The following is a 26,678-nucleotide window of genomic DNA, read 5'->3' as shown; positions in this document are numbered from 1 at the left end:
AATAGAAGCCGCTCTCTTATCAATCAATTAACGATGCTTTCTGAATAGCAACGATGTCCTGAATGCCCTTGGTCGCCAAAGACAACATGGCGTTAAGCTCATCAGCAGTAAACGGTTCACCTTCTGCGGTGCCCTGCACTTCAATCATGCGACCGTCTTCTAGCATCACCACGTTCATGTCCGTTTCTGCGGCTGAGTCTTCTACATACTCTAGATCGCAAATTGGCGTGCCTTCAAAGATGCCAACAGAAACAGCAGCAACATGACCCTTCATTGGGTTTTCTTTCAGTTTGCCGTCAGCAACCAGTTTGTTCAGTGCATCCGCCATTGCCACGCTTGCACCGGTAATAGAAGCCGTGCGCGTGCCGCCGTCTGCTTGGATAACGTCACAGTCGACGGTGATGGTGTAGTCACCCAACTTGTCGAGGTTTACCGCAGCACGCAGGCTGCGCGCGATAAGACGTTGGATTTCCATGGTGCGACCACCTTGCTTGCCGTTCGCCGCTTCACGACGGTTACGGGTGTGCGTTGCACGTGGCAGCATGCCGTATTCAGCAGTGATCCAGCCTTGGCCTTTACCTTTCAGGAAGCGAGGCACGCCTTCTTCAACTGTCGCGGTACAAATCACCTTGGTGTCGCCAAACGCCACCAGCACAGAACCTTCTGCGTGGGCAGTAAAATGACGGGTAAGGGTAACCGGACGAATTTGACCTACTTCTCTTCCGCTTGGGCGCATAGGGGTTCCACCTGTAGTAAATAGTTTAAACACTGCTGATTTTCGCTAACCGGCGATTATAACGATTTCGACCTTATCGTGCTAATACTTACCGCGATCGCTGTTCTTTTTCTCACGGCGTGATATGCCAAGACTACACACGCCGCAGCAACTGCGTATAATCAATGCAACATAATTTAATGAGTGCACTTCAATGATCCACAGTATGACTGCTTATGCCCGCAAGGAAATCAAGGGCCTATGGGGAACCGCGGTGTGGGAAATCCGTTCGGTAAACCAACGCTACCTCGAAACCTACATCCGTATGCCAGAGCAGTTCCGTGGCCTTGAACCTATCATTCGTGAGCGTTTCCGCCAGCGTCTGGCGCGTGGTAAAGTCGAATGTAACCTGCGCTTTGAAGCCAATGCGTCTGCCAACACTGAGTTGAAAATCAATGAAGAGCTGGCAAAGCAAGTGATCCACGCCGCGAAGTGGATTAAAGAAATGTCGGGCGAAGGCAACATCGGTCCATTCCAAGTGCTGCAATGGCCAGGCGTGATGGAAACCCCAGAGCAAGATATGGACGTGATCAACAAAGCCCTGCTTCAAGGCTTTGATGAAACCGTTGACGACTTCATTGCCGCACGAGCAAGCGAAGGCGAAAACATGAAAGCGCTGATTGAAACCCGTCTGGATGCTATCGCAGCGGAAGCAGTAAAAGTACGCGCGCGCATGCCAGAAATCCTGCAATGGCAACGTGAGCGTCTGATCACCAAGCTGGAAGAAGCTAAGCTAGAGCTGGACGCCAACCGCGTTGAACAGGAAATCATCCTGCTGGCACAAAAATCTGACGTGGCAGAAGAGCTGGACCGTTTGGACTCTCACGTGACCGAGACCAAGAAGATCCTGAAAAAAGGTGGCGCATGTGGCCGTCGTCTGGACTTCATGATGCAAGAGTTCAACCGTGAGTCGAACACGCTGGCATCAAAATCGATCAGCACAGACATCACCGCATCTGGTGTTGAACTGAAAGTGCTTATCGAACAAATGCGCGAGCAAATTCAGAACATTGAATAATCGCCATTAAGAACGCAAAAAAGCCCGGCCATCGTGCCGGGCTTTTTTCATGGCGTTTCGGTTTAGAGGGATTTGTACCCAATCCAGCGGGTATTAGGTTATCCTAAATGGTAATTCAAATTTTAAGCGGTCCGTGGTAATCTGCGCGCCCTTTAACCTCACAGTGATCTAGACCATGAGCCAAGGTACGCTTTACATCGTTTCAGCGCCTAGCGGTGCCGGTAAATCCAGCTTGATTTCGGCATTGTTAAAAGACAACCCTCGTTACGACATGAAAGTGTCTGTTTCTCACACCACCCGCGCAACGCGCCCGGGCGAAGAGAACGGTGTTCACTACCATTTCGTGTCAGTTGACGACTTTAAAGCCCTGATCGAGCAAGATGCGTTTTTGGAACATGCAGAAGTTTTCGGTAACTTCTACGGAACTTCACGTCTGTGGATTGAAGAGATGCTGTCAAAAGGCGTCGACATTTTCTTGGATATTGACTGGCAAGGTGCGCAGCAAATCCGTCAGAAGATGCCGAAAGCAAAAAGCATCTTTATTCTTCCACCAAGCCGCGAAGAACTGGAACGCCGCCTAAACGCGCGCGGTCAGGACTCTGACGAGGTCATCGCAAAACGCATGGAAGAAGCTGTGTCAGAAATCTCACACTTTAACGAGTACGACTACGTTATCGTGAACGACGATTTCGACGTGGCTCTGATGGACATGAAAGCCATCCTTCGTGCCGAGCGAATGAAACAAGACAAGCAAGCCAGCAAATATCACGATATGCTGGACAGACTGCTGGCGCAATAAGTACGAAACTTGCGCCATCAACCACTTGTTGGTTGTTAAGATCTAATCGCTTTTGTATAATTTTCGGTCATTTTGACTTTATTACACTTACTGGAGTTTCTTCATGGCACGCGTAACCGTTCAAGACGCTGTTGAAAAAATTGGCAACCGTTTCGATCTAGTATTGGTAGCAGCTCGTCGCGCACGCCAAATGCAAACTGGTGGTAAAGACGCACTGGTTCAGGAAGAGAACGATAAGCAAACCGTTATCGCTCTGCGTGAAATCGAAGAAGGCCTGATCACTAAAGAAATCCTGGATGCGCGTGCGCGTCAAGAGCAGCAAGAGCAAGAAGCTGCTGAAATGGCGGCTGTAAGCACCATCACAGGTTCTCTTCGCTAATTAACTTCAGGAAACAGGCCGTTTGTATCTCTTTGATAGCCTGAGAGAAGTCGCAGCACAATACTTGCCGGAGTCGCACTTAGAGGCACTCCGGCAAGCGTATTTGGTCGCGCGTGATGCGCACGAAGGGCAAACCCGCTCAAGCGGTGAACCTTACATTATCCACCTATCGCCGTTGCCCGTATTCTTGCGGAAATGCGTCTTGACCACGAAACCTTGATGGCAGCCCTGCTGCACGACGTTATCGAAGACACAGACGTAACCAAAGAAGACCTCCAGCAACGCTTCGGAGACAACGTCGCCGATCTGGTGGATGGCGTTTCCAAGCTCGATAAGCTCAAATTCCGCGACCGCAAAGAAGCGCAGGCAGAAAACTTCCGCAAAATGATCATGCCATGGCCCATGATATCCGCGTTATCCTGATCAAGCTCGCTGACCGTACGCACAACATGCGCACCCTCGGTGCTCTGCGTCCGGACAAACGTCGTCGCATTGCTCGCGAAACCCTCGAAATTTTCTCACCACTGGCGCACCGCCTCGGTATTCACAACATCAAAGTTGAGCTTGAAGAGCTGGGCTTTGAAGCTCTGTACCCAACCCGCTATCGCGTGTTGAAAGAAGTGGTGATCCAAGCGCGCGGCAACCGCAAAGAGATGATTCAAAAATTCCATGCGGAAATTGAAGGTCGTCTTGAAGATGCGGGCATCAAAGCACGTGTGTTGGGCCGCGAGAAGAACTTGTACTCCATCTATAACAAGATGAAGAACAAAGAGCAGCGCTTTCACACCATCATGGACCTTTACGCGTTTCGCGTGATCGTTGATGACTTGGATACCTGCTACCGTGTGCTCGGTCAGATGCACAACCTGTACAAGCCACGCCCTGGTCGCATGAAAGATTACATCGCGGTACCCAAGGCGAACGGCTATCAGTCTCTGCACACCTCCATGATTGGCCCGCACGGCGTACCTGTTGAAGTACAAATTCGTACTGAAGACATGGATCAGATGGCGGACAAAGGCGTTGCCGCACACTGGGCGTACAAAGACGGTGCCGATCGCGCAAGCGGCGGAACCACAGCGCAAGTACGTGCACAGCGCTGGATGCAAAGCCTGCTGGAGCTTCAGCAAAGCGCAGGTAGCTCGTTTGAGTTTATCGAAAGCGTGAAATCTGATTTGTTCCCTGATGAACTGTTCGTCTTTACGCCAAAAGGGCGTATCGTCGAATTGCCAGTAGGTGCAACAGCGGTCGACTTTGCCTATGCAGTGCATACCGATGTCGGTAACTCTTGTGTCGGCGCGCGTGTAAACCGCCAGTCCTACCCATTGAGTCAGGCACTGAAAAACGGCCAGACCATTGAGATCATCACGGCACCGGGTGCGCGTCCAAATGCGGCATGGCTTAACTATGTCGTGACGTCTCGCGCACGTACCAAGATCCGTCAGGTACTGAAAACCAAGCGCCGCGAAGAATCGGTTATCTTGGGGCGTCGTTTGCTGAACCACGCGCTGGGTGCGGTCAATGTTCAGGATATCGATAAAGAAAACCTGAACAAGGTACTGCAAGATCTGAAACTGGCGTCGCTGGAAGATTTGTTGGCCGATATCGGTGCTGGCGAACTGATGAGTGTGGTGATTGCCAAACGACTGCTTGGCGATGCTGACAGCTTGGAAGAGCAAGGCGGCTGCCTGCCTATCCGCGGTGCCGAAGGCATCTTGCTGACCTACGCAAACTGTTGTCGCCCACTGCCGGGTGATCACATCGTGGCACACGTCAGTCCGGGTAAGGGTCTTGTTATCCACCGTGAAGAATGTGCCAACGTCCGCGGTTACAGCCAAGAGCCTGACAAGTACATGTCTGTGGAATGGGGCGATGACATCGATCAGGACTTCACCACAGGTCTGCGCGTCGACATGCTGAACCATCAAGGCGCACTGGCGGATTTGACCAATACCATTGCTGCAACTGGCTCCAATATTTTGGGTCTGACGACAGAAGAAAGAGATGGTCGCTTGTATACCATCTACGTCAAACTGACGACCAAAAACCGTGTCCACTTGGCCAATATCATGCGACGCATTCGTGTGATGCCAAATGTGGTCAAGGTCAGCCGTCAGAAAAACTGATCTGTCGCTTCGGCAACATACTTCAACGCCCGCTTTATTGCGGGCGTTTTTATAAACAGGAAACACCATGACACCAGAACGTTTTGCACGCATTCATGAGGTGCTGGCGACCCGTCAGCCGGATCTCACTGTGTGTATGGAAGAAGTCCATAAACCGAATAACATCTCCGCCATCATTCGTACCGCAGATGCGGTCGGTGTGCATCAGGTACACGCGGTATGGCCGAAGAACAGCAAAATGCGTACCTTGGGCGGCACCTCTGCTGGTGCGCGTAACTGGGTAGATGTGGTCACGCACGACAACACGCCTGACGCGTTTGCCATGCTCAAAGAAAAAGGCATGCAAATACTGGTGACTAACCTTTCTGATCGCGCGGTGGATTTTCGCGACATTGATTACACCAAGCCGACGGCTATCGTCATGGGGCAGGAAAAAACCGGGATCAGTAAGCAAGCCCTTGAATTGGCAGATCAAGACATCATCATTCCTATGGTAGGTATGGTACAGTCGCTGAATGTGTCCGTGGCCAGTGCCTTGATTTTGTATGAAGCGCAGCGTCAGCGTCAAAACGCAGGCATGTACCAGCGCACTCGCACACTGATCCCGCAGGCTGAAGTCGACCGCATCATTTTCGAGCGCGGCCACCCTGTGCTGGCAAAAGTGGCGAAACGTAAAGGTCTGCCCTATCCAGAGCTGGATGACGAAGGCCAAATCGTCGCAGACGAAGCCTGGTGGGCAAAAATGCAGGCAGCTAAGTAACCTGCCATCGTATTGATTGAGGAGAGATGAGAACGCCATGCGCGCTTCAATGTTAGATGCCGTTTCCGTGACTTCGCTGACAGGTGTCGGTGGAAAAATGGCTGAGAAGCTGGAAAAACTGGGCCTGTTTACGGTGCAGGATTTGTTGTTCCATCTCCCCTATCGCTACGAAGACCGCACCCGCATCTGGCCAATCATGAGTCTGATGCCGGGACAGCACGCCACCGTCGAAGGCGAAGTGGTCAGTAACAACACCACCTTTGGTCGCCGCCGTATGCTGACGGTAAAAATCACCGACGGTAACGGCTCACTCACGCTGCGTTTTTTCAACTTCAACGCGGCGATGAAAAACAGCCTTGAGCAAGGCAAGCGCGTTAAAGCCTATGGCGAAATCAAACGCGGTCAGGGCGGGCTTGAAATCATCCACCCGGAATACAAAGTCTTTTCTGAGCCAACCGAACTGGCTTTGGAAGAAACCCTGACACCTGTCTACCCAACGACTGAAGGTTTGCGTCAGCTAACGCTTCGAAACCTCACCGACCAAGCACTGGCATTGCTCGATGGCGCAGCGGTTCAAGAACTGTTACCAGAAGGCTTGTATGACCGTCAGATCACCTTGCGTGACGCGCTGAAAACGCTGCACCGTCCAACGCCGGACATTTCTTTGGACGCACTTGAAAAAGGCGAACACCCGGCACAAAAGCGCCTGATCTTAGAAGAATTGCTGGCGCAGAATTTGTCGATGCTGGCGGTTCGCAGCAAGCTGCAGCAAGACCCAACCTATTCGCTGCCGCCATCTACCGATTTAAAACCTAAACTTCTCGCTTCCTTGCCGTTTAACCCAACTGGCGCGCAATCTCGCGTGGTGGCTGACATCGAACGCGACATGGGCTTAAACAAGCCAATGATGCGCTTGGTGCAAGGTGATGTGGGTTCTGGTAAAACGCTGGTTGCTGCCCTCGCTGCGCTTCAAGCAATTGAGCAAGGCTATCAGGTTGCTTTGATGGCACCGACGGAACTCCTTGCGGAGCAGCACTCGATTAACTTTGCCAACTGGCTAGAGCCGCTGGGTATTTCTGTCGGCTGGCTGGCGGGTAAGCTCACGGGCAAAGCCAAAGAAGCGGAGCTTGCCAAGATTGCCAGCGGCGAAGCCAAAATGGTGGTCGGTACCCACGCCCTTTTCCAAAAGCACGTGGAGTTCGACAAACTTGCTTTGGTCATCATTGACGAACAACACCGTTTTGGTGTTCATCAACGCTTGGAGCTTCGCGAAAAAGGCATGAAGCAAGGCGTGCATCCGCACCAGCTCATCATGACAGCGACGCCAATTCCGCGCACTCTTGCTATGACCGCATATGCGGATCTCGATACCTCCATCATTGACGAACTGCCGCCGGGTAGAACACCGATCCAAACCGTAGCAGTACCGGATACTCGCCGCATCGACATCATCAACCGTGTGCACGCGTCTTGTTTAGAAGAAGGCCGTCAGGCTTACTGGGTCTGTACCTTGATTGATGAGTCTGAAGTGCTCGAAGCACAAGCGGCGGCAGAAACCGCAGACGATCTGTCCCGCGCCCTGCCCGACCTGAAAATCGGTTTGGTACATGGCCGCATGAAAGCGGCTGAAAAGCAGGAAGTGATGCAGGCATTTAAGTCCGGTGAGCTGCACCTTCTCGTTGCCACCACGGTAATTGAAGTGGGTGTGGACGTACCCAATGCCAGCTTGATGATCATCGAAAACCCCGAGCGTTTAGGTCTGGCACAGCTTCATCAGCTTCGCGGCCGCGTTGGCCGGGGTTCTGTCGCCAGCCACTGTGTGCTTTTGTATCACGCGCCACTGTCAAAAACTGCGACCCAACGTCTTGGCGTATTGCGTGAAAGCAGTGATGGTTTTGTCATTGCGCAGCGTGACTTGGAAATTCGTGGCCCCGGCGAATTACTGGGAACAAAACAAACAGGGATGGCAGAGTTTAAAATTGCGGATTTAGTGCGCGATCAGAAACTCATTCCAGAAGTGCAGAAACTCGCGTTGTACCTTCATCAAAGCTATCCGGATAACGCCAAAGCGATTATCGAGCGTTGGCTTGGCAACAAAGACAGATACAGCAACGCATAAAACTGTCAGAGGAAGGTGAGGGTTTACTCATCTTCCTCCCAATATTGCATCACCAAAGCCATCACTTCCGAACGGCTATACCCCACTTCCTTGGCATCGGTGATCAGTGCTTTGAGCTTGGACTCCACAAAACCAAAGCGATCTTCCATTCTGTCGTTAAGCCCTTCACGCGCCACTATCATTCCGATACCGCGACGGCGTTCGAGCCAGCCCATTTTTTCCATGATTTGATAGCAGCGGGAAATCGTCATCGGGTTGATATTCAGCTCAGCCGCGAGCTTTCTCACCGAGGTCAGCTTTTCTCCGGGCATTAAGGTGCCCGCAACAATCTGCCGCTGAATTTGCGTCATCAACTGTCGAAATTTGGGTGACGGGTCTTGTGGATCGATTACCACTTTCATTTTTCATCCCTGCTGTATCGGGGCTTTATTACAGTATTAGCAGATGACTCACAAATGAGACAAAATTAGAGGGGATTTTTTTGTCGAATTTGAGGCAAAGAAAAACGCAGGCAAATTGCCTGCGTTTTCAGAGAGCTTACGTATTATCGACGCCCGTTACGCGACGATCGCTTCTTGGTGGGAAGCACGATCTGTGCACGTAAACCGCCTTGCGAACGCTGGGTCAGGCGCAGTGCACCTTTATGCTGTTCAATAATGCGTTTCACGATAGCAAGGCCAAGTCCCGTGCCTTCACTGCCGCGCGCAGTATCACCACGCGTGAAAGGCTGAAGCACAGTATCGACTTGGTCGGGTGCAATGCCCGGCCCGTTATCTTCCACCGCAATCCATTGATGGCCGCGATCCGCTGTACTGCCAGTGCTGATTTTCACCCAGCCACCGCCGTAACGCACCGCATTCACCACCAAATTGGTCACCGCACGGCGAATAGCGACTTCGTTTGCTTCAAGATCGCCAAACAGCTCACCCTTACTCAGCTCAAGCTCGTGTCCTGTTGCACCGTCAGCCACAGAGACATCATCGACCAGCGCGTTGAGGTCAATCTTCTCCATATCTTGAAGCTGTACCGAGCGCAGGTAATCCATAAACTGATTGATGATTTCGTTACACTCTTCCGTGTCTTTAATCATGCTCTCAGCCAGATAGCTGTCTTCTGGTGACATCATTTCCGTTGCCAGTCGAATACGCGTGAGTGGCGTACGCAAGTCATGGCTAACCCCTGCCATCAATAAAGCACGGTCTTCTTCAAGCTTACGGATGCCCTCACTCATCTGATTAAAGGCTTTGGTCACTGCACGAATATCTGATGCCCCGCGTTCAGGGATCGGTGGCGGGAAGGTGCCACTTCCCACGTCCTTCGCGGCTTTTTCCAATGCCACCAGCGGCCGGTTTTGCATCTTAATGAACATCCAGCCGCCGCCAATCACCATGAGGGCAATCACCATGGAGTACACAAACAGAGGTTGGAAATCATCTTGATGCAGCTCAGAGAGCGGTATGCGCATCACGTAACCAGGAAAGGCTTTGCTCTCCAGCCACAGGACATAACTTTTCTGATCAAGGCTGATACGCGCTTCCGTTGGCGCATTCAGCTTCTCAGTCATGTCTTCGCTGATAAGGTCGATGGTCGCAGCCTGATCAAACTCGCGCATGACATCTGGCTCGGTCTTCTCGTGCAAAGAGACCCCAAGCTTGGCCAATAGCTCTCGACGCAACGCTTCATCGAGGTGATAAACCTTGCCGTCACCCAATGTCACATTGTCTTCCAGAATCACGGAAATCTCGTGCGCCAGAATTTTGTTGAACTGTTTGATGCTTGGCAGAAGGGCGTAGTTAAGAATGGTCAGGTAAGAGAAAATCTGGCTGGCGATAAGCAGGCCAGCCAGAACCACGAGCGTACGCGCGAAGTTACTTCGTGGGGAAAAGCGCATTAATTACGCTTCCCCGTCCGGAACGAATACGTAACCCAGACCCCAAACGGTCTGAATGTAGCGAGGTTTGCTCGGATCTTCTTCAATCATGCGGCGAAGACGCGAGATTTGAACGTCAATGGAACGCTCCATCGCTGAATATTCACGGCCACGCGCCATGTTCATCAGCTTGTCACGAGACATAGGCTCACGCGCGTTGGTGACCAGAGCTTTGAGCACTGCAAATTCACCGGATGTCAGGGTCAGCGGCTCGTCATTGCGGAACATTTCACGCGTGCCGAGGTTCAGGCGGAACTGACCGAACTCCACAATTTTTTCTTCAGACGCAGGTGCACCCGGTGCTTCAATGGTTTGACGGCGAAGCACTGCACGAATACGTGCCAACAGTTCACGCGGGTTGAAAGGTTTTGGCAGATAGTCATCTGCGCCCACTTCCAAACCAACGATACGGTCAATCTCGTCACCTTTTGCCGTCAGCATCAAAATTGGCAGCTGGTTATTGGCTTGGCGCAAACGGCGACAGATAGACAAACCATCTTCGCCCGGCAGCATCAAATCCAGCACCATCAGGTGAAAGTTTTCACGCGCCAGCAAGCGGTCCATCTGCTCAGCATTCGCAACGCTGCGAACCTGAAAACCTTGCTCAGACAAATAACGCTCCAGCAACGAGCGCAAACGCATATCATCATCAACAACCAGGATCTTGTAATTTTCTTGCATGACTTACCTTTCTAATCTGACGGCAGTGTTGTCATCGATTGTATCGTCTGACATGGCTATGAGACATCAGAGTTAACGTCTGTGCTACCAAAAACTGTTACCAGTTGTAACGAGTTTACCTATAGCGATTTATACTCCGAGAAGCCGTGATCAACAATCCATTTCATATACCGGCTTAACGTTGCGACGCCGCTTCGCTTTAAACCTCGATGCAAAGCGGTTATAACACGTGTCGACAATGAAATTCATCCTCGGATAATGCAATGAAAAAAACCGACTTGGTCACCCGAGAAGGCTATAACAAACTCAAGCAAGAGCTCGACTACCTCTGGAAAGAGCGACGTCCTGAGATCACCAAAATCGTCTCTTGGGCGGCAAGCTCGGCGACCGTTCTGAGAACGCCGATTACACTTACAACAAACGCTTACTCCGAGAAATTGACCGCCGGGTTCGTTACCTGCGCAAACGCCTCGAAATTCTTCGCGTTGTCGATTACAACCCGCAACAAGACGGCAAAGTCTTCTTTGGTGCCTGGGTCGATATTGAAAACGAAGACGGCGATACCCTCAAATTCCGCATCGTTGGGCCAGACGAGATTTATGGCCGCAAAGATTACATCTCTATTGATAGCCCGATGGCCCGCGCCCTGATCAAAAAAGAAGTCGATGACGAAGCTGTCGTCAATACGCCGGAAGGGCCAAAGGTGTGGTACGTAAACACCATCACCTATCAACAAGACGAACTTTAACATCGCGTTGAAAAACGAGGTGTCACGTAAAGGAACATCATGACTAATTCAATCTATCAACAAATTGCGACCGAGCTGAACGTTCGAGAAGCGCAAGTGACTGCAGCAGTAACCCTACTGGACGACGGCAACACAGTCCCATTCATCGCCCGTTACCGTAAAGAAGTGACTAACGGCCTCGACGATACCCAATTGCGTAATCTGGAATCTCGCCTTGGCTACCTGCGTGAACTGGAAGACCGCCGTCAGGTCATCCTGAAATCGATTGATGAACAAGGCAAACTGACCGACGCGCTGAAAAAAGACATTCTGGATGCAGACAGCAAAAATCGTCTGGAAGATTTGTACCTGCCATACAAACCTAAGCGTCGCACCAAAGGGCAAATCGCGATTGAAGCGGGCATTGCGCCTTTGGCGACTCTGCTTTGGGAACAGCCAGATCATGACCCAGAAACGGAAGCGGCGAAGTTTCTCAATGTCGATGCTGGCTTTGCTGACACCAAAGCAGTACTGGACGGCGCGCGTGCAATCTTGATGGAGCAATTTGCCGAAGACGCTGCCCTTTTGGATAAAATTCGCCGCCATCTGAATCAACAAGCGCAAATCCAAGCGCGCGTTGTGGCTGGCAAAGAAAACGAAGGCGCCAAGTTTAAAGACTACTTCGAACATGATGAGTTGCTGAGCAAGGTACCGTCGCACCGCGCCCTTGCGATGTTCCGTGGCCGTAACGAAGGCATTTTGCAGCTTTCTCTGAATGCGGACCCAGGTCAGGACGAAGGTTCAACCGGCTCTTACTGCGAAACCATCATTGCCAACCATTACGGCATTACTTTAGGTTCGGCGGCGGCTGACCGCTGGCGCAAACAAGTGGTGAGCTTTGCATGGCGTATCAAGATTTTGATGCACATGGAAACCGAGCTGATGGGTAACCTGCGTGAAATCGCTGAAACTGACGCGATAAAAGTGTTTGCCGACAACCTGAAAGACTTGCTGATGGCCGCCCCTGCTGGCCCGCGTTGCACCTTGGGTATCGACCCGGGTCTCCGTACTGGCTGTAAAGTCGCAGTTGTCGACAACACAGGCAAGCTGCTGGACACCGCCACCATCTACCCAACGCCACCACAGAACAAGATTGCAGAATCGGCACGTGTGGTCATGGCTCTGGTGAAAAAGCACGGCGTAGATTTGATTGCGATTGGTAACGGTACTGCATCACGTGAAACCGACGCCTTTGTGGCTGGCATGCTCAAAGATGCTGGCGAGAAAATTCAAACCGTGATGGTAAGTGAAGCTGGCGCATCGGTGTATTCCGCGTCTGAGCTTGCAGCAGCAGAGTTTCCGGGACTGGATGTATCACTGCGCGGCGCTGTGTCTATCGCCCGTCGTCTGCAAGACCCGCTGGCAGAGTTGGTGAAAATTGACCCGAAATCTATCGGTGTGGGTCAATACCAACACGATGTGAGCCAAAGCCAACTGGCCAAGCGTCTTGATGCGGTTGTAGAAGACTGTGTAAACGCCGTCGGCGTGGATGTGAATAGTGCATCTGCCGCCCTTCTGACCCGTGTAGCCGGCCTTTCTACCACCATGGCGGCCAACATCGTTGCCTTCCGTGATGAGAACGGCCGTTTCAACGACCGTAAAATGCTGCTGAAAGTACCGCGCCTTGGCCCGAAAGCCTTCGAGCAGTGTGCTGGCTTCCTTCGAGTGATGAACGGCAAAAACCCTCTCGACGGCTCTTCGGTTCACCCTGAAGCCTACCCTGTGGTCAAACGCATTGCAGAGAAGTCTGGCAAGGGTGTCGATGCCATGATTGGCAACCATGACTTCCTACGTGGCCTGAAAGCAGCGGACTACGCGGACGAGACCTTTGGTATTCCAACCGTGACAGACATTCTGGCAGAGCTGGCAAAACCCGGCCGCGACCCGCGTCCTGAGTTCAAAACCGCGACCTTTGCTGAAGGCGTGAACGAAGTGAAAGATCTCATCCCGGGCATGGTACTGGAAGGCTCAATCACCAACGTGACGGCATTCGGTGCGTTTGTCGATATTGGCGTTCACCAAGACGGCTTGGTACACATCTCTGCCCTGTCGGACAAGTTCGTGTCTGATCCACGTGAAGTGGTAAAAGCCGGTGACGTGGTTAAAGTCAAAGTGATGGAAGTGGACTTGCAGCGCAAGCGTATTGGTCTATCAATGCGCCTAAGCGACGAGCCGGGTGCGGACAACAAGCCAGCCCGTGAATCTCGCCCAGCACGCAATCAAGAGCGCAGCTTTGACGGCAACAACAAAGGGGGTCGCGACAACCGCGGTGGTAAGCAATCCGCTTTCGGTGGCGCATTTGCCGATGCCTTTGCAAAAGCCAAACGCAACTAAGTCAAAACGACAAATTCGATAAAACCAAAACAGCACCCAAGGGTGCTGTTTTTTTGCCTGATTGAGCTTTTAAAACAACGGCTAGATAACGATAAGCACTTCCGAGGGCACATTAGCTACCGTTGATTGCTGATAGCGCATAGCAACGACGGCCCCTGTGCGTTGCGAGTCTTTCAGCTCGTCGATTTTATCCAAGATCTCTTTTGGCAACTTAATGCGCATCGCATAGCCATTTTCATTCTGCGGAACATAAGAGTTACTCGACAGCATGGCCGAAAGCTGGCTTAGGGTTTCGTGCGCAGCGTACTCCCCACCCGAAAATTCGTTTTGTTTTTGCGTGATGTCAGCATAGTTTGGATGTTCAGAAGGATCCCAAGAAGGGTTCTTGAGCTGCTTTTCGTCTTTGTTGACTGACTGTTCTTCTGCGCTCGCTTCTAGCTGCTTGGTGGGGACAATTTTTTCGCGCACGCGATTATCCCGCGCAGCCTGTTCGGTTGGCGGGTTAACTGACGGTACGACAGCGGGTATGCTGACGTTTGCGGGCGAAATATTCATGCCAATGTCGTCTCCCAACATCGACCGAAGGCCTTGACGCCTGCGTGCATATCGCGGGATGACCCCGCGTATGCGCGTGCTGTATCTCTACAGCGAAATCACGTAGGTACTGCGTTATACCAACACTGCTATTAGGCCACCTATGGTGCCCAGTGCTGACAATACCTGACCTGCTGAATAAGCAGCGTCATCGTTGCTTTTCACTTCTTCAGGGTGGTCCATGCCCAATGCCCCGTAGGTGAAAGACTCAACGCTAGACGAAGTCTTGCCTTCGGCTTCCGTTGCTTTATTCACAGCCTTACCTTCAGCACTTCCTTGGCGACTTGCTCGTATGACTGTTTTGCACCCTCAGCTTCCTTTGCCTGATTCGCCTTCGCCTCCTGATTAACAGGGTTTACAGACGTTGGCTTGGCATAGGTGTGCTGAGAATACCCAACGTTACCTATATTCATTATGGTCTCTCCTGATGCCATCGCAAGTGAGATGAATAAAGTATCGGCTGCCTTTGTTTAAAATTTAGCCCCATTTCACTTTATTTAACCACTTTGTCACGTCAGGATGGCAAACATTGTCCGCAGAACGCCAAGAGCTCCTGCGTAAAGTGTTGAGGATCCGAAATAAATGGAGCATGAGACGCATTGGCAAAAATTTGCCGCTGCGACTGAGGTGCCAAGATATCTAATTCTTGGGCGACCTTCACAGGCACTAAGCCATCAAGCCGACCATACATTCGTAGCCAAGGCATTGAAATTTCGCGCAAGTGAGGCCTCAAGTCAGCATCAGCAAGAATATTAAGACCGGCCTGAAGCACTTCAGGTTGAGGAGATGGGTGAGAGAGGACCGCCTCCTTCAACCACTTAATATCTTGCCTTGCCGTTGGACTTCCCATTGCTTGAAGTGCCATGAAACGCTCAACAGTCGTCTGAAAGTCTTCTGAGAGCTGTTCCGTAAACGCTTCCAATACCTCGGGTTTTATCCCTCGCCATCCGTGTTCTGCAGCAAAGCGGGGAGAGCTGGCGACAGTCACCAGACCCGCTACACGCTCAGGTGCCAGTAAGGCAACCTTAGATGCAACTAAGCCGCCCAGTGACCATCCCACCCAGATCGCTCTCTGCGGTGAATTACTAAGCAAACTATGTGCCACTTGATCGAGCGTACGATCATCGCTGGGTTGGCTAAATCCATAACCGGGGAGGTCAACACAGTGCACACGAAAGTGCGGGGTGAGACTCGGTAGAAGGTTTTTCCACACTTGGCTGTTCATTCCCCAGCCATGGATGAGAATCAGATCGTAGCCTTGGCCTTCCGTGTGCCAGTAGAGAGGTGTCGTCATTTAAACTGCCTGAAAGTAATTAAGAAACTCGCTGCCCCTATGATGCGCACTATCTTACGCGTCCTCCCGCTGAGGTGTCAGCTTTGCCATCACAGGTTGGAGGAGCACAGACACGCTTGGTGTCAGGTTTGTGATGATGCCTTACCTAAGCACCCACGATGCTTGCAGTGTGGCTTACCCACGCCCTATGACATTGAGTCATGCGGCAAGTGTTTATCCTCACCGCCTTCTTGGGATTCTCTGGTTTGCGTCGGGAACTACACCTTCCCGTACACGACCCTGCTACATCGCTTTAAGTACCAACGACAGTACTGGCTCGGCAAATCACTGGCCTCATTGATCGCGACACGTATCGACGACCCTGCGCCAGTTGTTGTTCCTATTCCGATGCATTGGCGACGCCGTTGGCATCGCGGCTACAACCATAGCAATGTGTTGGCTCGCTCACTCGCTAAGCAACTGGACGTTGATTGTGAGCCCAACCTCCTAAAACGGGTGAAAGCCACTCGTCAGCAGAAAGGATTGGATAGACAATCGCGATTATCGAACCTCAAACACGCCTTTGCCGTTTCAGCCCCCGTACCCGAGCACATTGCGCTGGTAGATGACGTGGTAACCACGGGCACTACCATCAGCATGTGTGCAAACTGCTACGCGCTAACGGAGCCAAACGCATCGACGTGTATTGTTTGTGCCGAACTCCGCCGCCATCACGTGAATAACATTAACCATGTCGGTTCAGGGGTGATAGGAAGCGCAAACAAGAGTAGAATGTAAACAATACTGGAAAATTCAGGTAAGAAGCCGTGTCACAAATTATTATTACTGAAAATGCACAAAGCCATTTCGTTAAGCTGCTAGAGCAGCAGCCAGAAGGCACTAATATCCGTGTATTCGTGGTGAACCCAGGCACTCAAAATGCTGAGTGTGGTGTTTCTTACTGCCCTCAGGATGCAGTGGAAGCAACCGATACAGAAATTACCTTCAATGGTTTCTCTGCATATGTTGATGAACTGAGCCTGCCATTCTTGGAAGACGCTGAAATCGATTTTGTTACCGACAAAATGGGTTCACAACTGACGCTGAAAGCACCGAACGCAAAAATGCGCAAAGTGTCTGACGATGCACCTTTGATGGAGCGCGTTGAGTACGCAATCCAAACGCAAGTTAACCCACAGTTGGCTGGCCACGGCGGTCACATCAGCCTGATCGAAATCACTGAAGACGGCGTCGCTGTTATCCAGTTCGGCGGCGGCTGTAACGGCTGTTCAATGGTTGACGTTACCCTGAAAGACGGTATCGAGAAACAGCTTCTGGAAGAGTTCAGCGGTGAGCTGAATGGCGTTCGTGACGTGACTGAGCACGCGCACGGCGACCACTCTTACTACTAAGCACTCGCTGCATTGAAAAAGGCACCTTACGGTGCCTTTTTTGTGTCAGACGGTTTGTGCTAAGAAGGTGTCTTTTCGCCATTGATAAACGAACAGCACCGCAAGAGTTACTCCACGCAACGCCATAAAGCCCAGCATGGCCGCCCAAAGCGCATGATTACCCATTCCGCTCAGCAGCCACCAAATCGCAAAGAAGCCTGCCATCGATACGAACATGGTATTGCGCATTTCACGTCCACGGGTCGCGCCGATAAACACGCCATCCAACAAAAAACACCACATGGAAACCAGCGGCATAGCAATCAGCCAAGGGAGGTAAATGTACGCCTGCTCTCTGACGGCCGGAATGTCCGAGATAAGTCCGACAATGCCCTGCCCGCCCAGTAAAAAGCCCAGCGTGATGAAAAGCGAAATCACGAAGCTCCACAACGTGGTCGCGGCAAGCGAGGTCATCAACTCTTCGCGATTTTTCGCACCCACGGCTTTCCCTACCATGGCTTCCATCGCATAGGCGAAACCGTCCATCGCAAACGACACCAGCATCAAGAAATTCATCAATACCGCATTGGCGGCGACCACATCATCGCCCAAGGTGGCACCTTGGAAGGTCATAAAGGTAAAGGCGAGTTGCAGGCAAAGGCTTCTCAAGAAAATATCGCGGTTAAGTTTGAGCAAACGCCCCATACCCGCTGAAGCTTTTTTCCATTGAGCGATAGGCGACGGCAGCGACGCAGCTTTCCACGTTCCTGCCACAAAGTAGAGGCCCAATGCCATGCCTGAGTAATCCGCGACGACACTTGCCGCAGCAGCACCTTCGACTTTCCAGCCAAAGCCCACCACAAAGAACAGATCGAGAATGATGTTCACCGCATTGACTACTATCACCAGCGTCATCGGCTTTTTGGCGTTTTGTGCCCCTAGCAACCAGCCCATGATCACCAAGTTGGTCAGCGCGGCAGGGGCACTCCAAATGCGGATAGAGAAGTATTGCTCAGCGTAGTGTTTCACTTGGCTACTGGCATCGCTGACGCTAAACACGGCGTCCGCGATAAATGGATGCAAGGCAACAATCACCAGTGCCAATAGCCAGGCTAAAGACAGCCCTTGCAAGAACACATTCGCGAGTCCGGTTTTGTTTTCAGCACCCCATGCCTGCGCCGTCAGGCCCGTTGTTGCCATGCGAAGAAAACCGAGCAACCAAAATGTCACCGCAATCATAGTGCTACCGACGGCCACACCACCGAGGTACCAAGCGTGTTCTAAATGACCAATAACCGCCGCATCCACCAAGCCCAGCAAAGGCACGGTGATATTGGACAGCACCATAGGAAAGGCGAGAGAAAAGACCCGCAAGTGAAGTGCTTTTTGCTGAAGAGCCGGGAACATAAACTGCTAATTCGCCATGGACAAGTTGCGCGCAGTGTATCAGAAAGTGAGCGACAGAAAGACAGTATCCCCCTCACTGTCTGTATCGCGCGTAAAGCCGTTTTTCTCTAATACGCGAATGGATGCGGCGTTGGCTTGCTCTGCGCCACCAGCCAAAGACGCCACGCGATCAGAGGCGCGACACCATGCTACCAATCCTTCAATGATCTCGCTGGCAAGCCCTTTGCCTTGAAAGGTTTCGGCCACGACATAACCTAGGCGAACATCCACTTTTTGCTGTGTATCATCCATCACATACAGCAAGAAAAAACCCGCCAATGTGTCGCTTTCGCTTAGATAGAAAGGCACAAGAAGCGCATCGGACAGAGTGTGTGTTAGCCAATTTTTGGCAGATTCTGTATCTACCACACAATACACATCTGGCGGCAGGTGTGCTTTGACAGACGGCGTCAGCAGTTGAGCAATATCAGTGGCAAAGCCTTCGGTGATATCGGCAGAAGCAAACGCCACGGCAGTCAACCGTGGCGTTGAAAATTGAAGCGATGAAAGCAGCATCTCGTGACTCAGTTGGTGAGTGGTGCACCTATGCTACCGCATACCAAGCATGGTCTGCTAACAAGGCAACAAACAACCCGAAGATGTGCCAGATGGAGTATTTAAACGTCTGCCATGCCAAGCCTTTCTTGTCAGCAAACTTGAGACACCAAGCGTACCAAGCAAATCCGAGGTTCAGTGCAAGGCTACCGAAGAGATAAATCAGTCCGCTCATTCCCGCAAGCCAAGGCAAAATGCCCACAACCACTAACAGCAGGGTGTAGAGCAAAATCATGGTCTTGGTAAATTCGACGCCGTGGGTCACTGGCAGCATCGGCACGCCCGCCTTGGCGTAGTCTTTCTGACGGTGGATAGCCAACGCCCAAAAGTGCGGTGGCGTCCACGTGAAGATGAGCACCACCAGCAAGAGTGCGTGCGGGTTTAGTTCACCCGTTACCGCAACCCAGCCAAGCAGCGGCGGCATCGCCCCTGCCAAGCCACCAATCACAATGTTCTGCGGCGTCGCATGCTTTAGCCATACCGTGTAGACAAGCGCATAACCAATCAAGCTAGCAAAGGTCAGCCAAGCCACCAAGCATTAAGTGCCCAGAGCAAGGCAAAGCCCACCACCATCAATACTACGCCAAAGGTTAATGCTTGCACCGTGCCTACGCGCCCTTTCGCCACCGGACGGTGAATGGTGCGCTGCATTTGTCTGTCAATCCGCTGATCGATAACGTGGTTAAACACCGCCGCCGCCGCGCTTTGCATGCCAATGCCCAACAAACCAAGGATCACCGCTTTTGCTGGCGGCAATGTCGGCACGGCCAAACACATGCCCACCATGGCGGTCAAAAGCAACATGGCGACGACCTTAGGTTTGGTCAGTTCAAGGTAATCACGCCACTGTGGCGTGTCCGTTGAGGCGGTGCTGGTCAACGTTTGTGTAGATGACTTAGCCATGGCTTAACCTCCCTGTGTCCCCCAAAGATGCCTGCTTAACGGATACAGCTGCAGGCGAAAAGATTTGAAGCGTGGTTTTGACCATCACGAGCAGTAACAACAGGCCGCAAACGTTGTGTGCGACCGCAACAGAAAGTGGCAAGTAGCGACGACGTTCGTAACGCCCAAGGTGATTTGTAGGACAAGAGCAGCCGTGAGTAACACCGAGGCACGTGTGCCAAGCGGTTTTCTAACAAACCAAGCCAGAAGCAACACCAATGCGGTGACAATCATGGCACCAATGCGATGTGTTGCGTGTATGGTGACGCGCTGATCGAAGTTCAGCACACCATATTGGTAGGTTTCGTTTGTCGGGCTTATTGGGTTAAACGCCGACGCATCGTAATTCCCCGCCCAATCCGCTTCGCATACGGGCAGTTTGGTACACACAACCGCGGCGTAGTTGGCCGACGTCCAGCCACCCAGCGCAATTTGCAGTACCACAGCAACAAGGCCACCCAGCGCAAGGGCTTTTAGCTTGCCGGAGGTGGCTTGAGGCGTTTGAGATTCAGCATGTACCTCCCCCCCCCAGAGAGCACTCTTCGCCGTTCGGTGAGCGCCAATAAGAACAAGAGCGTGACCGTGGTAAATCCGCCAAGAAGATGCCCCATCACCACAATTGGCATCAGGTTCATGGTTACAGTCCACATGCCAAGCGCAGCTTGAAACGTCACCACGGCCAACAAAATGGAGGGAAGTAGACGGTTTCTGGCAGGGTTGCGCCAAGCGAGAAAAGCGATAGCGGCAATCACCAGCCCCAAGGTGCCAGCAACATAGCGGTGGATCATTTCATTCCACGCTTTTTGAATTTCGACCGGCGCATCGGGAAACGCTTCGGTCGCCTGCGCTATGTGCTCTGCCGATTGAGGCACAGTTAAAAAGCCATAGCAACCTGGCCAGTCAGGGCAGCCTAATCCCGCTTCGGTAAGGCGGGTGAAAGCACCAAGTGCCACAACAACCAGTGCAAGCAGAAGTGCGCCGTAGATGAGGCAAGGTAGCGATTGTCTTTATTCATATTCACCCCACCTTCGACAGCTTCATCAGCTTGCGCAAATCTTTCAGTAACCCTTTGCTTTGAGCAATTTGGGCATCTTTGCCTTGCGGAATAGGGTAAGCCAGAATCAGGTTATTCAGTGGGTCGACGAGGTAAATCGCATCGCCAGCATAAGGCAGCGTGGACAAGGTCTGGAGCTGCGCAGCGTCCACAGTCTGTTCCGTCACTTCTGCTTGCTCAGGTTCGATGTCTTGTCTGTTTTCTGGCACCAGTAAGATACTGGCAACTCGCTCACGCTCGCGACCGACGGCAACTGGAATTTGATTGAGTTGGAACAGCGCGCTCTCGCACAGTTCATCACAGTTTTCCGGCAAGGTGTAAATCAGCCGCCACTGCCCTTGATGTTCAAGCCATTCTGTCTGCGTTTGTCCCGACAACAACTCGCCATTGTTGGTCACGCCTTTGTTGTACCAGCCCATTTCAAGCACCAGCTTGGCTGCCACAACTGGCAGCAAAAAGGCGATGGTCACGAATAGCAGTGCTTTCTTCCCTGTCATAAACGCCCCCTTCTCCACCAAACCAAAAATCCAATCACCACAACAAGGGCCAATCCAAACCACTGCGCAGCGTAGGCATAGTGCTTCTCAGGTAACATCACCACCGGATCCCAAACGGGAGTGGCTTTTGTTTCTACGCCGCGTCCTTGTGTATCTTCAATGCCCGTTGCGCGCACTATCCATGGCAACAAGCTTTTTCTGTTTTCGCCGACAAGGGATCAATCTCGACAGACTGAACACGAAGCGGCCACCTGTCTTCGCTGATATCTTGTTTTAATACCACTCTGTCGGACGGTGTATCGAGTACACCTTTGACCACTAGGTTGCTATCAAGTGGCGGTAATGCTGGCAGCTCATCGCGCCTCGCGGGTGCCGCAATCCATCCCAGCTCCACCAATATCCAATGGCCTTGATGTTGAAAAGGCACTATCCAGCGGTAACCGACTTGTCCATTCAAAGTTTGGTTATCAAGCAGAATGCTGTTTTCACCCTCAAACTGCCCTGCCAGTGCTACACCAAACCCTTTTAAATCCGTGTTGTTGACGTCCAGCGTGCTGAGCACTGTGTGTTTTCTTGTGTCTAATTGGGCTAAAAGTGCGGCTTTTTCTTCAGCCCGTGATATCTGCCATGAACCTAACTTGACCAGCAGCGCGGTCATCGCCAAAGTAAAGACAAGGAAACCAACTCTTCTGATTCGACGTACTCTGGAAGAAGACAAATCATCCACGTTCTGATCACCATTTTGGTCTACCGGAGGCAATATGCTGCTCAAAGGGATCCTTGTATGTCTGCTGGTGTTTATCGTTTATAACTTGTTTCGCGCGTTGCCGATTTTGGTCAAAGGGCAAACTGATGTGCCTATGTCCCGTTATCTGGGACGTCGAGTGTTGTTTTCCGTCGTTGTGTTTGTCATCTTGCTGATAGCGTTGGCGACCGGGGTAATTGAGCCCAACAGCCGCCCCTATTAGTTTTTTGCGTTGCTACAAGATGTAGACGAACACGAACAGGCAAAGCCAAACCACATCCACAAAGTGCCAATACCAGGCTCCCGCCTGAAACGCGAAATGGCTGTCAGGCGTCATATGCCCTTTCAGCACCCTGAGCCAAATAATGAACAAGATGACCGAACCCAAGAACACATGCATGCCGTGAAAGCCCGTCAGCAAGAAGAAGGTGTTACCGTAAACGCCTGAGTCCAAACGCAGGTTCAACTCTTCGTAGGCGTGGACGTACTCTTCAACTTGCAGCCCCAAGAAAATCCAGCCTAAGAAGACGGTTGCACCGAGGAAGACTTTCAGCTTCTGGCGATTGCCTTCTTCCATGGCAACATGAGCAATATGAATCGTGATGGACGAGGTCAGCAGAATGAGGGTGTTAATAAGTGGCAGACCCCATGCGCCCATTGCGGTAGTTTCAACGCCACCGGGCGTTTTCTCTAACGGCCACGTCGGGATAAAGTCCGGCCATAGCACTTCCGCGGTCATCGCATTGTTACTTGCACCGCCCAGCCAAGGCACGGCAATCATGCGCGCATAGAACAGTGCGCCAAAAAATGCCGCAAAGAACATGACTTCAGAGAAAATAAACCAACTCATACCCTGTCTAAACGAGCGATCCATTTGCGAGGAATAAAGCCCGCCCATCGACTCATTGATCACATCTCGAAACCAGCCCGTCAGCATAAATAGCAAGACACCCGTCCCTGCTAAAAGCATCCATGGGCCATTGCCACCAAAGAGTCCGGCGACGGTCGCCCCCGCCCCCATGGCAATAAGAAACAGTGCCACCGCGCCGACGATAGGCCAGATACTCTGCGCCGGTACGTAATAGTTTTCGTAATCCTGTTGGGCATCTGTGTTGGTATGCGTTGTTGTCATGATGACCTCACTGCAGTTATTGAGTCACAGGCTCAGGTTTGACGCTGAACAGGGTGTAAGCCAGCGTCAGAGTGTTGATGTCGTCTGGAATTCCTGGGTCAACGTAGAACACCAACGGCAGTTCTGCGTCTTTGCCCGCATCCAGAGGCTGTCTGTTAAAGCAAAAGCATTCAATTTTGTTGAGATACTGCGCCGCCAACCCCGGCGACACCGAAGGGACTGCTTGTCCAATCGAATTCACCGCCGTGTTGTTTGTGGCTCGGTAAGCAATGGTGTGTGTCTCACCAGGGTGCACCGAAATACGCTTGGTCTCTGGCACAAAATCCCAGCCGAGGCCGGGATTAATGTAAGAAACAAATTCCACCGTGACGGTGCGCGAGAAATCCACTTGGTTACTTTCTTGCGCCGCAACATCACTGGTTTTTCCGTTAATCCCAGTGATATCGCAGAACACGTCATAGAGAGGTACAAGGGCAAACGCAAAGCCGAACATCAGTACCGCCATCCCCGCCAACTTGGCCGCAGAACGGTTTGAACGTTGTGTTTGTTGTTCGTTTTGTTCACCCATAAGCAACCTCAGTCAATTTTTGGTGGCGTTGAGAAGGTGTGGTAAGGCGCAGGCGATGGCACTGTCCATTCCAGACCTTCTGCCCCTTCCCAAGGTTTCGCAGGCGCAGGCTCGCCGCCGCGGATACATTTGACTACCAGCACCAAGAAAATGAGCTGGGAGAATCCGAACAGGAAGGCACCCACACTGACAATCGCGTTGATGTCAGCAAATTGCAGCGCGTAGTCCGGAATACGACGTGGCATACCAGCTAGTCCCAAGAAGTGCATTGGGAAGAACAAGATGTTGACGGAAATCAGCGAGCACCAGAAATGCCAATTCGCAAGGCGTTGGTTGTACATGTGCCCCGTCCATTTCGGCAGCCAGTAATACGCCGCCGCCATGATGGAGAAGATGGCACCGGATACCAGTACGTAGTGAAAGTGCGCCACCACGAAGTACGTATCGTGGTATTGGAAGTCGACGGGCGTTATCGCGAGCATCAAGCCCGAGAAGCCCCTATCGTGAAGAGCACAATAAAGGCGAGTGCAAACAACATGGGCGTTTCAAAGGTCAAAGAGCCGCGCCACATAGTCGCTACCCAGTTAAAGACTTTCACCCCTGTCGGCACCGAAATGAGCATGGTGCAATACATGAAAAAGAGTTCAGCAAAGACTGGCATACCTGTGGTGAACATGTGGTGCGCCCACACCACAAAACTCAGACCGGCAATAGAGGCTGTCGCGTATACCATGGACGCATAACCGAACAATGGTTTGCGTGCGAAGCAGGGATAATCGCCGACACAATACCGAAGCTTGGCAGGATCATGATGTACACCTCTGGGTGTCCGAAGAACCAGAAGATGTGTTGGAACATCACAGGATCGCCACCGCCAGCCGCATCAAAGAACGAGGTGCCAAAGTATTTGTCGGTAAGCACCATGGTCACCGCCCCGGCTAGCACTGGCATTACTGCGATCAGCAAGAATGCAGTGATAAACCACGTCCATACGAACAGCGGCATTTTCATGTAGGTCATGCCTGGCGCGCGTAGGTTCATGATGGTGACGATAACGTTGATCGCCCCCATGATGGAGCTGATACCCATGATGTGCACAGCGAACACAAACAGTGCTGTGCTATCCGGCGAATAGGTGGTTGAGAGCGGTGCGTAGAAGGTCCAACCAAAATTAGGACCGCCCCCTTCCATAAACAGCGACATCAGAAGCATGAAGAACGCAAAAGGCAGAATCCAGAAGCTCCAGTTGTTCATGCGCGGCAGTGCCATATCCGGCGCGCCAATCATCATAGGTACCATCCAGTTTGCCAAGCCGGTAAAGGCGGGCATGACGGCACCAAACACCATGATGAGACCATGAACCGTGGTCATCTGGTTGAAGAAGTTAGGGTCAACCAGTTGAAGACCGGGTTGGAAAAGCTCGGCACGAATCACCAATGCCATTGCCCCACCAACGAGGAACATGGTGAAACTGAAAATCAGGTACATGGAGCCGATGTCTTTATGGTTGGTTGTTAACAGCCAACGCATCAACCCTCGGGGTTTATGATCATGGTCGTGGTCGTCGTGACCTACCTGATCTGGCGTCATATCTGTCATTGCCATCTCTCCTTAAAGATCGTCACCGTTAAGTACCGCGTTAATCTGAGATGCCTGTACCGCATCACCCGTGTTGTTACCCCAAGCATTACGCTCGTAAGTGATAACCGCGGCCAACTCTTTCAAACCCAGCTGCGCACCAAACGCCTGCATTGCTGTGCCCTGCTTGCCGTGAATAACAATGTTGAGGTGCTCAAGCAGCTTGTCAGGGTCAGCAGAAATCCCTTGTTGAGCGAGCGCAGGGAACACACCCGGCAAACCCAAGCCGTTAACTTGGTGACACGCCGCGCAGCGAGAGTTGTAAACATCTTCACCGAGCGTCATCAGCTCTTCCATGTCCATGTTCATCGCGAGCAGTTTTTGCTCTTCTTCGCGCACTTTCGCTTGCTCAGAGGCAGTTTTCTGTACCCAAGCTTCAAATTCATCGACGGGCTTGGCAATCACCACAATCGGCATAAAGCCGTGGTCTTTGCCGCATAGCTCCGCACACTGGCCGCGGTAGATGCCGGGCTTGTCGATGCGCGTCCACGCTTCATTGATAAAGCCAGGGTTGGCATCTTTCTTCACCGCAAAGTCAGGCACCCACCAAGAGTGAATCACGTCTTCCGAGGTAATCAGGAAACGCACTTTCTGGCCGATAGGCACAACCAGCGGTCTGTCTACCTCAAGCAGGTAGTTGTCACGCTTTTTCGCTTCACCATCGATTTGCGCAGCAGAAGTTGCCAGTAATGAGAAGAACTCGACATCATGGTCGAAGTAGCGGTAATGCCATTTCCATTGCGAGCCTGTGACCTGAATGGTCAACTCCGATTCTGACGGATCTTCCATCTCTAAAAGGACTTGAGTGGCAGGTACGGCCATGCTGATAAGGATCAGGAATGGAATCAGCGTCCAAAGTATTTCGACTTTGGTGCTCTCGTGGAAATTGGCGGCTACGGCCCCTTTGGATTTTCGATGGTGGATGATGGACCAAAACATAGCCCCAAACACCACGGCACCAATGGCGACACATATCCAGAGAATGGTCATGTGAAGGTCGTAAACCTTGGCACTGATTTCCGTCACACCCTGCGTTAGGTTAAACGAGGATGGCTCGTCGGCTGCGTGAGCAACGAACGAGAACAGGGGAATTAGTGCGAGCGTTGATAGAAGTTGGCGATTCTTCACCGGGTCC

General features: G+C 51.9%; 25 protein-coding genes and 5 pseudogenes. 11 read left to right on the top strand and 19 right to left on the bottom strand.

Annotation, left to right across the window (positions count from 1 at the left end; genetic code table 11):
• Positions 1-19: 19 nt before the first annotated feature.
• A complete protein-coding gene (gene rph / locus ATN88_RS05595; protein WP_067412622.1) occupies positions 20-736 on the bottom strand; it encodes a ribonuclease PH in 717 nt (238 codons plus the stop codon).
• A gap of 193 nt (positions 737-929) precedes the next feature.
• Here rph and ATN88_RS05590 point away from each other — a divergent pair, with 193 nt between their 5' ends.
• The 6 genes and pseudogenes from ATN88_RS05590 (at position 930) to recG (ending at position 7,976) form a co-directional block, all read left to right on the top strand.
• On the top strand, positions 930-1,793 hold the full coding sequence (locus ATN88_RS05590) for a YicC/YloC family endoribonuclease (RefSeq protein ID WP_067412619.1): 864 nt from the start codon (positions 930-932) through the stop codon (positions 1,791-1,793).
• A 175-nt stretch (positions 1,794-1,968) separates the two neighbouring features.
• Positions 1,969-2,592: a guanylate kinase gene (gene gmk, locus ATN88_RS05585; protein ID WP_067412616.1), complete on the top strand. Its 624-nt coding sequence runs from the start codon at positions 1,969-1,971 to the stop codon at positions 2,590-2,592.
• A gap of 103 nt (positions 2,593-2,695) precedes the next feature.
• A complete protein-coding gene (gene rpoZ, locus ATN88_RS05580) occupies positions 2,696-2,971 on the top strand; it encodes a DNA-directed RNA polymerase subunit omega (RefSeq protein WP_067412613.1) in 276 nt (91 codons plus the stop codon).
• 22 nt (positions 2,972-2,993) lie between these two features.
• A pseudogene (spoT, locus tag ATN88_RS05575) lies at positions 2,994-5,097 on the top strand (bifunctional GTP diphosphokinase/guanosine-3',5'-bis pyrophosphate 3'-pyrophosphohydrolase).
• A 67-nt stretch (positions 5,098-5,164) separates the two neighbouring features.
• Positions 5,165-5,857 carry a tRNA (guanosine(18)-2'-O)-methyltransferase TrmH gene (gene trmH, locus ATN88_RS05570; RefSeq protein ID WP_067412611.1) on the top strand — a complete coding sequence of 231 codons (693 nt, stop codon included), beginning with the start codon at positions 5,165-5,167 and terminating at the stop codon, positions 5,855-5,857.
• Positions 5,858-5,894: 37 nt separating this feature from the next.
• The gene (gene recG, locus ATN88_RS05565) at positions 5,895-7,976 is read left to right on the top strand and encodes an ATP-dependent DNA helicase RecG (protein WP_067412608.1); all 2,082 of its coding nucleotides are present in this window, start codon (positions 5,895-5,897) and stop codon (positions 7,974-7,976) included.
• 23 nt (positions 7,977-7,999) lie between these two features.
• On the opposite strand, the gene ATN88_RS05560 is transcribed toward recG, so the two are convergent.
• The 3 genes from ATN88_RS05560 to ompR form a co-directional block, all read right to left on the bottom strand.
• Complete coding sequence (locus ATN88_RS05560; protein WP_067412606.1) at positions 8,000-8,377, bottom strand: GntR family transcriptional regulator; 378 nt, start codon at positions 8,375-8,377, stop codon at positions 8,000-8,002.
• Positions 8,378-8,520: 143 nt separating this feature from the next.
• Positions 8,521-9,867, bottom strand: a complete 1,347-nt coding sequence (gene envZ / locus ATN88_RS05555; protein ID WP_067412603.1) for a two-component system sensor histidine kinase EnvZ — start codon at positions 9,865-9,867, stop codon at positions 8,521-8,523.
• Between the two features lie 3 nt (positions 9,868-9,870).
• Positions 9,871-10,587, bottom strand: coding sequence for an osmolarity response regulator transcription factor OmpR (gene ompR, locus ATN88_RS05550; RefSeq protein ID WP_067412599.1), 717 nt, complete (start codon positions 10,585-10,587; stop codon positions 9,871-9,873).
• A gap of 263 nt (positions 10,588-10,850) precedes the next feature.
• On the opposite strand from ompR, the pseudogene greB reads away from it, so the two are divergent.
• Positions 10,851-11,335: pseudogene (gene greB, locus ATN88_RS05545) on the top strand (transcription elongation factor GreB).
• Positions 11,336-11,374: 39 nt separating this feature from the next.
• Complete coding sequence (locus ATN88_RS05540) at positions 11,375-13,708, top strand: Tex family protein (protein WP_067412596.1); 2,334 nt, start codon at positions 11,375-11,377, stop codon at positions 13,706-13,708.
• An 81-nt stretch (positions 13,709-13,789) separates the two neighbouring features.
• Here ATN88_RS05540 and ATN88_RS05535 read toward each other — a convergent pair whose 3' ends face one another.
• The 3 genes and pseudogenes from ATN88_RS05535 to bioH form a co-directional block, all read right to left on the bottom strand.
• Positions 13,790-14,284, bottom strand: coding sequence for an ATP-dependent Lon protease (locus ATN88_RS05535; RefSeq protein WP_067412591.1), 495 nt, complete (start codon positions 14,282-14,284; stop codon positions 13,790-13,792).
• A 93-nt stretch (positions 14,285-14,377) separates the two neighbouring features.
• Positions 14,378-14,715 (bottom strand): annotated as a pseudogene (locus tag ATN88_RS28815) (hypothetical protein).
• 101 nt (positions 14,716-14,816) lie between these two features.
• Positions 14,817-15,596, bottom strand: coding sequence for a pimeloyl-ACP methyl ester esterase BioH (bioH, locus tag ATN88_RS05525; protein WP_067412586.1), 780 nt, complete (start codon positions 15,594-15,596; stop codon positions 14,817-14,819).
• Positions 15,597-15,638: 42 nt separating this feature from the next.
• Here bioH and ATN88_RS26810 point away from each other — a divergent pair, with 42 nt between their 5' ends.
• Both ATN88_RS26810 and nfuA read left to right on the top strand, forming a co-directional pair.
• Positions 15,639-16,373 carry a ComF family protein gene (locus tag ATN88_RS26810; RefSeq protein ID WP_232312835.1) on the top strand — a complete coding sequence of 245 codons (735 nt, stop codon included), beginning with the start codon at positions 15,639-15,641 and terminating at the stop codon, positions 16,371-16,373.
• A gap of 29 nt (positions 16,374-16,402) precedes the next feature.
• A complete protein-coding gene (gene nfuA / locus ATN88_RS05515) occupies positions 16,403-16,987 on the top strand; it encodes a Fe-S biogenesis protein NfuA (RefSeq protein ID WP_067412581.1) in 585 nt (194 codons plus the stop codon).
• A 45-nt stretch (positions 16,988-17,032) separates the two neighbouring features.
• Here nfuA and dinF read toward each other — a convergent pair whose 3' ends face one another.
• From dinF to ATN88_RS28140, 8 genes and pseudogenes are all read right to left on the bottom strand, one after another.
• Positions 17,033-18,373 carry an MATE family efflux transporter DinF gene (dinF, locus tag ATN88_RS05510; protein WP_067412576.1) on the bottom strand — a complete coding sequence of 447 codons (1,341 nt, stop codon included), beginning with the start codon at positions 18,371-18,373 and terminating at the stop codon, positions 17,033-17,035.
• A gap of 39 nt (positions 18,374-18,412) precedes the next feature.
• Positions 18,413-18,883 carry a GNAT family N-acetyltransferase gene (locus ATN88_RS05505; RefSeq protein ID WP_232312833.1) on the bottom strand — a complete coding sequence of 157 codons (471 nt, stop codon included), beginning with the start codon at positions 18,881-18,883 and terminating at the stop codon, positions 18,413-18,415.
• A gap of 73 nt (positions 18,884-18,956) precedes the next feature.
• Positions 18,957-19,870 (bottom strand): annotated as a pseudogene (gene cyoE / locus ATN88_RS05500) (heme o synthase).
• Positions 19,871-19,954: 84 nt separating this feature from the next.
• Entirely contained in the window at positions 19,955-20,371 is a 417-nt protein-coding gene (locus tag ATN88_RS28155) for a COX15/CtaA family protein (RefSeq protein ID WP_269748103.1), read from the bottom strand.
• An 11-nt stretch (positions 20,372-20,382) separates the two neighbouring features.
• Entirely contained in the window at positions 20,383-20,862 is a 480-nt protein-coding gene (locus tag ATN88_RS28150) for a COX15/CtaA family protein (RefSeq protein WP_269748102.1), read from the bottom strand.
• A gap of 64 nt (positions 20,863-20,926) precedes the next feature.
• Positions 20,927-21,460: a hypothetical protein gene (locus ATN88_RS05490; RefSeq protein ID WP_067412568.1), complete on the bottom strand. Its 534-nt coding sequence runs from the start codon at positions 21,458-21,460 to the stop codon at positions 20,927-20,929.
• Entirely contained in the window at positions 21,457-21,648 is a 192-nt protein-coding gene (locus ATN88_RS28145) for an SURF1 family cytochrome oxidase biogenesis protein (protein ID WP_269748101.1), read from the bottom strand. The genes ATN88_RS05490 and ATN88_RS28145 overlap by 4 nt, the downstream gene beginning before the upstream one ends.
• Entirely contained in the window at positions 21,636-22,232 is a 597-nt protein-coding gene (locus ATN88_RS28140; RefSeq protein ID WP_269748100.1) for an SURF1 family protein, read from the bottom strand. Before ATN88_RS28140 ends, ATN88_RS28145 begins: the two co-directional genes overlap by 13 nt.
• On the opposite strand from ATN88_RS28140, the gene ATN88_RS05480 reads away from it, so the two are divergent.
• Complete coding sequence (locus ATN88_RS05480) at positions 22,222-22,428, top strand: DUF2909 domain-containing protein (protein WP_067412564.1); 207 nt, start codon at positions 22,222-22,224, stop codon at positions 22,426-22,428. The two genes, ATN88_RS28140 and ATN88_RS05480, sit on opposite strands and share 11 nt — an antisense overlap.
• 12 nt (positions 22,429-22,440) lie before the next feature.
• On the opposite strand, the gene ATN88_RS05475 is transcribed toward ATN88_RS05480, so the two are convergent.
• The 4 genes and pseudogenes from ATN88_RS05475 to coxB form a co-directional block, all read right to left on the bottom strand.
• Entirely contained in the window at positions 22,441-23,337 is an 897-nt protein-coding gene (locus tag ATN88_RS05475; protein ID WP_067412560.1) for a cytochrome c oxidase subunit 3, read from the bottom strand.
• Positions 23,338-23,353: 16 nt separating this feature from the next.
• Positions 23,354-23,905: a cytochrome c oxidase assembly protein gene (locus ATN88_RS05470; protein WP_067412556.1), complete on the bottom strand. Its 552-nt coding sequence runs from the start codon at positions 23,903-23,905 to the stop codon at positions 23,354-23,356.
• Positions 23,906-23,913: 8 nt separating this feature from the next.
• Positions 23,914-25,504 (bottom strand): annotated as a pseudogene (ctaD, locus tag ATN88_RS05465) (cytochrome c oxidase subunit I).
• Between the two features lie 12 nt (positions 25,505-25,516).
• Positions 25,517-26,671, bottom strand: coding sequence for a cytochrome c oxidase subunit II (gene coxB / locus ATN88_RS05460; protein ID WP_067412553.1), 1,155 nt, complete (start codon positions 26,669-26,671; stop codon positions 25,517-25,519).
• Positions 26,672-26,678: the final 7 nt, after the last annotated feature.

Origin of the sequence: Enterovibrio coralii (assembly GCF_001559595.1) — a bacterium.
GTDB lineage: Bacteria > Pseudomonadota > Gammaproteobacteria > Enterobacterales > Vibrionaceae > Enterovibrio > Enterovibrio coralii.
The sequence above is the reverse complement of the archived record's forward strand: the minus strand, read 5'-3'. Positions and strand labels throughout refer to the sequence as shown.

What these genes read in the sequence shown, in the direction of transcription:
- rph (WP_067412622.1), bottom strand. Translation starts at nt 736, where the DNA reads ATGCGCCCAAGCGGAAGAGAAGTAGGTCAAATTCGTCCGGTTACCCTT.
- ATN88_RS05590 (WP_067412619.1), top strand. Translation starts at nt 930, where the DNA reads ATGATCCACAGTATGACTGCTTATGCCCGCAAGGAAATCAAGGGCCTA.
- gmk (WP_067412616.1), top strand. Translation starts at nt 1,969, where the DNA reads ATGAGCCAAGGTACGCTTTACATCGTTTCAGCGCCTAGCGGTGCCGGT.
- rpoZ (WP_067412613.1), top strand. Translation starts at nt 2,696, where the DNA reads ATGGCACGCGTAACCGTTCAAGACGCTGTTGAAAAAATTGGCAACCGT.
- trmH (WP_067412611.1), top strand. Translation starts at nt 5,165, where the DNA reads ATGACACCAGAACGTTTTGCACGCATTCATGAGGTGCTGGCGACCCGT.
- recG (WP_067412608.1), top strand. Translation starts at nt 5,895, where the DNA reads ATGCGCGCTTCAATGTTAGATGCCGTTTCCGTGACTTCGCTGACAGGT.
- ATN88_RS05560 (WP_067412606.1), bottom strand. Translation starts at nt 8,377, where the DNA reads ATGAAAGTGGTAATCGATCCACAAGACCCGTCACCCAAATTTCGACAG.
- envZ (WP_067412603.1), bottom strand. Translation starts at nt 9,867, where the DNA reads ATGCGCTTTTCCCCACGAAGTAACTTCGCGCGTACGCTCGTGGTTCTG.
- ompR (WP_067412599.1), bottom strand. Translation starts at nt 10,587, where the DNA reads ATGCAAGAAAATTACAAGATCCTGGTTGTTGATGATGATATGCGTTTG.
- ATN88_RS05540 (WP_067412596.1), top strand. Translation starts at nt 11,375, where the DNA reads ATGACTAATTCAATCTATCAACAAATTGCGACCGAGCTGAACGTTCGA.
- ATN88_RS05535 (WP_067412591.1), bottom strand. Translation starts at nt 14,284, where the DNA reads ATGTTGGGAGACGACATTGGCATGAATATTTCGCCCGCAAACGTCAGC.
- bioH (WP_067412586.1), bottom strand. Translation starts at nt 15,596, where the DNA reads ATGACGACACCTCTCTACTGGCACACGGAAGGCCAAGGCTACGATCTG.
- ATN88_RS26810 (WP_232312835.1), top strand. Translation starts at nt 15,639, where the DNA reads ATGCGCACTATCTTACGCGTCCTCCCGCTGAGGTGTCAGCTTTGCCAT.
- dinF (WP_067412576.1), bottom strand. Translation starts at nt 18,373, where the DNA reads ATGTTCCCGGCTCTTCAGCAAAAAGCACTTCACTTGCGGGTCTTTTCT.
- ATN88_RS05490 (WP_067412568.1), bottom strand. Translation starts at nt 21,460, where the DNA reads ATGACAGGGAAGAAAGCACTGCTATTCGTGACCATCGCCTTTTTGCTG.
- ATN88_RS05480 (WP_067412564.1), top strand. Translation starts at nt 22,222, where the DNA reads ATGCTGCTCAAAGGGATCCTTGTATGTCTGCTGGTGTTTATCGTTTAT.
- ATN88_RS05475 (WP_067412560.1), bottom strand. Translation starts at nt 23,337, where the DNA reads ATGACAACAACGCATACCAACACAGATGCCCAACAGGATTACGAAAAC.
- ATN88_RS05470 (WP_067412556.1), bottom strand. Translation starts at nt 23,905, where the DNA reads ATGGGTGAACAAAACGAACAACAAACACAACGTTCAAACCGTTCTGCG.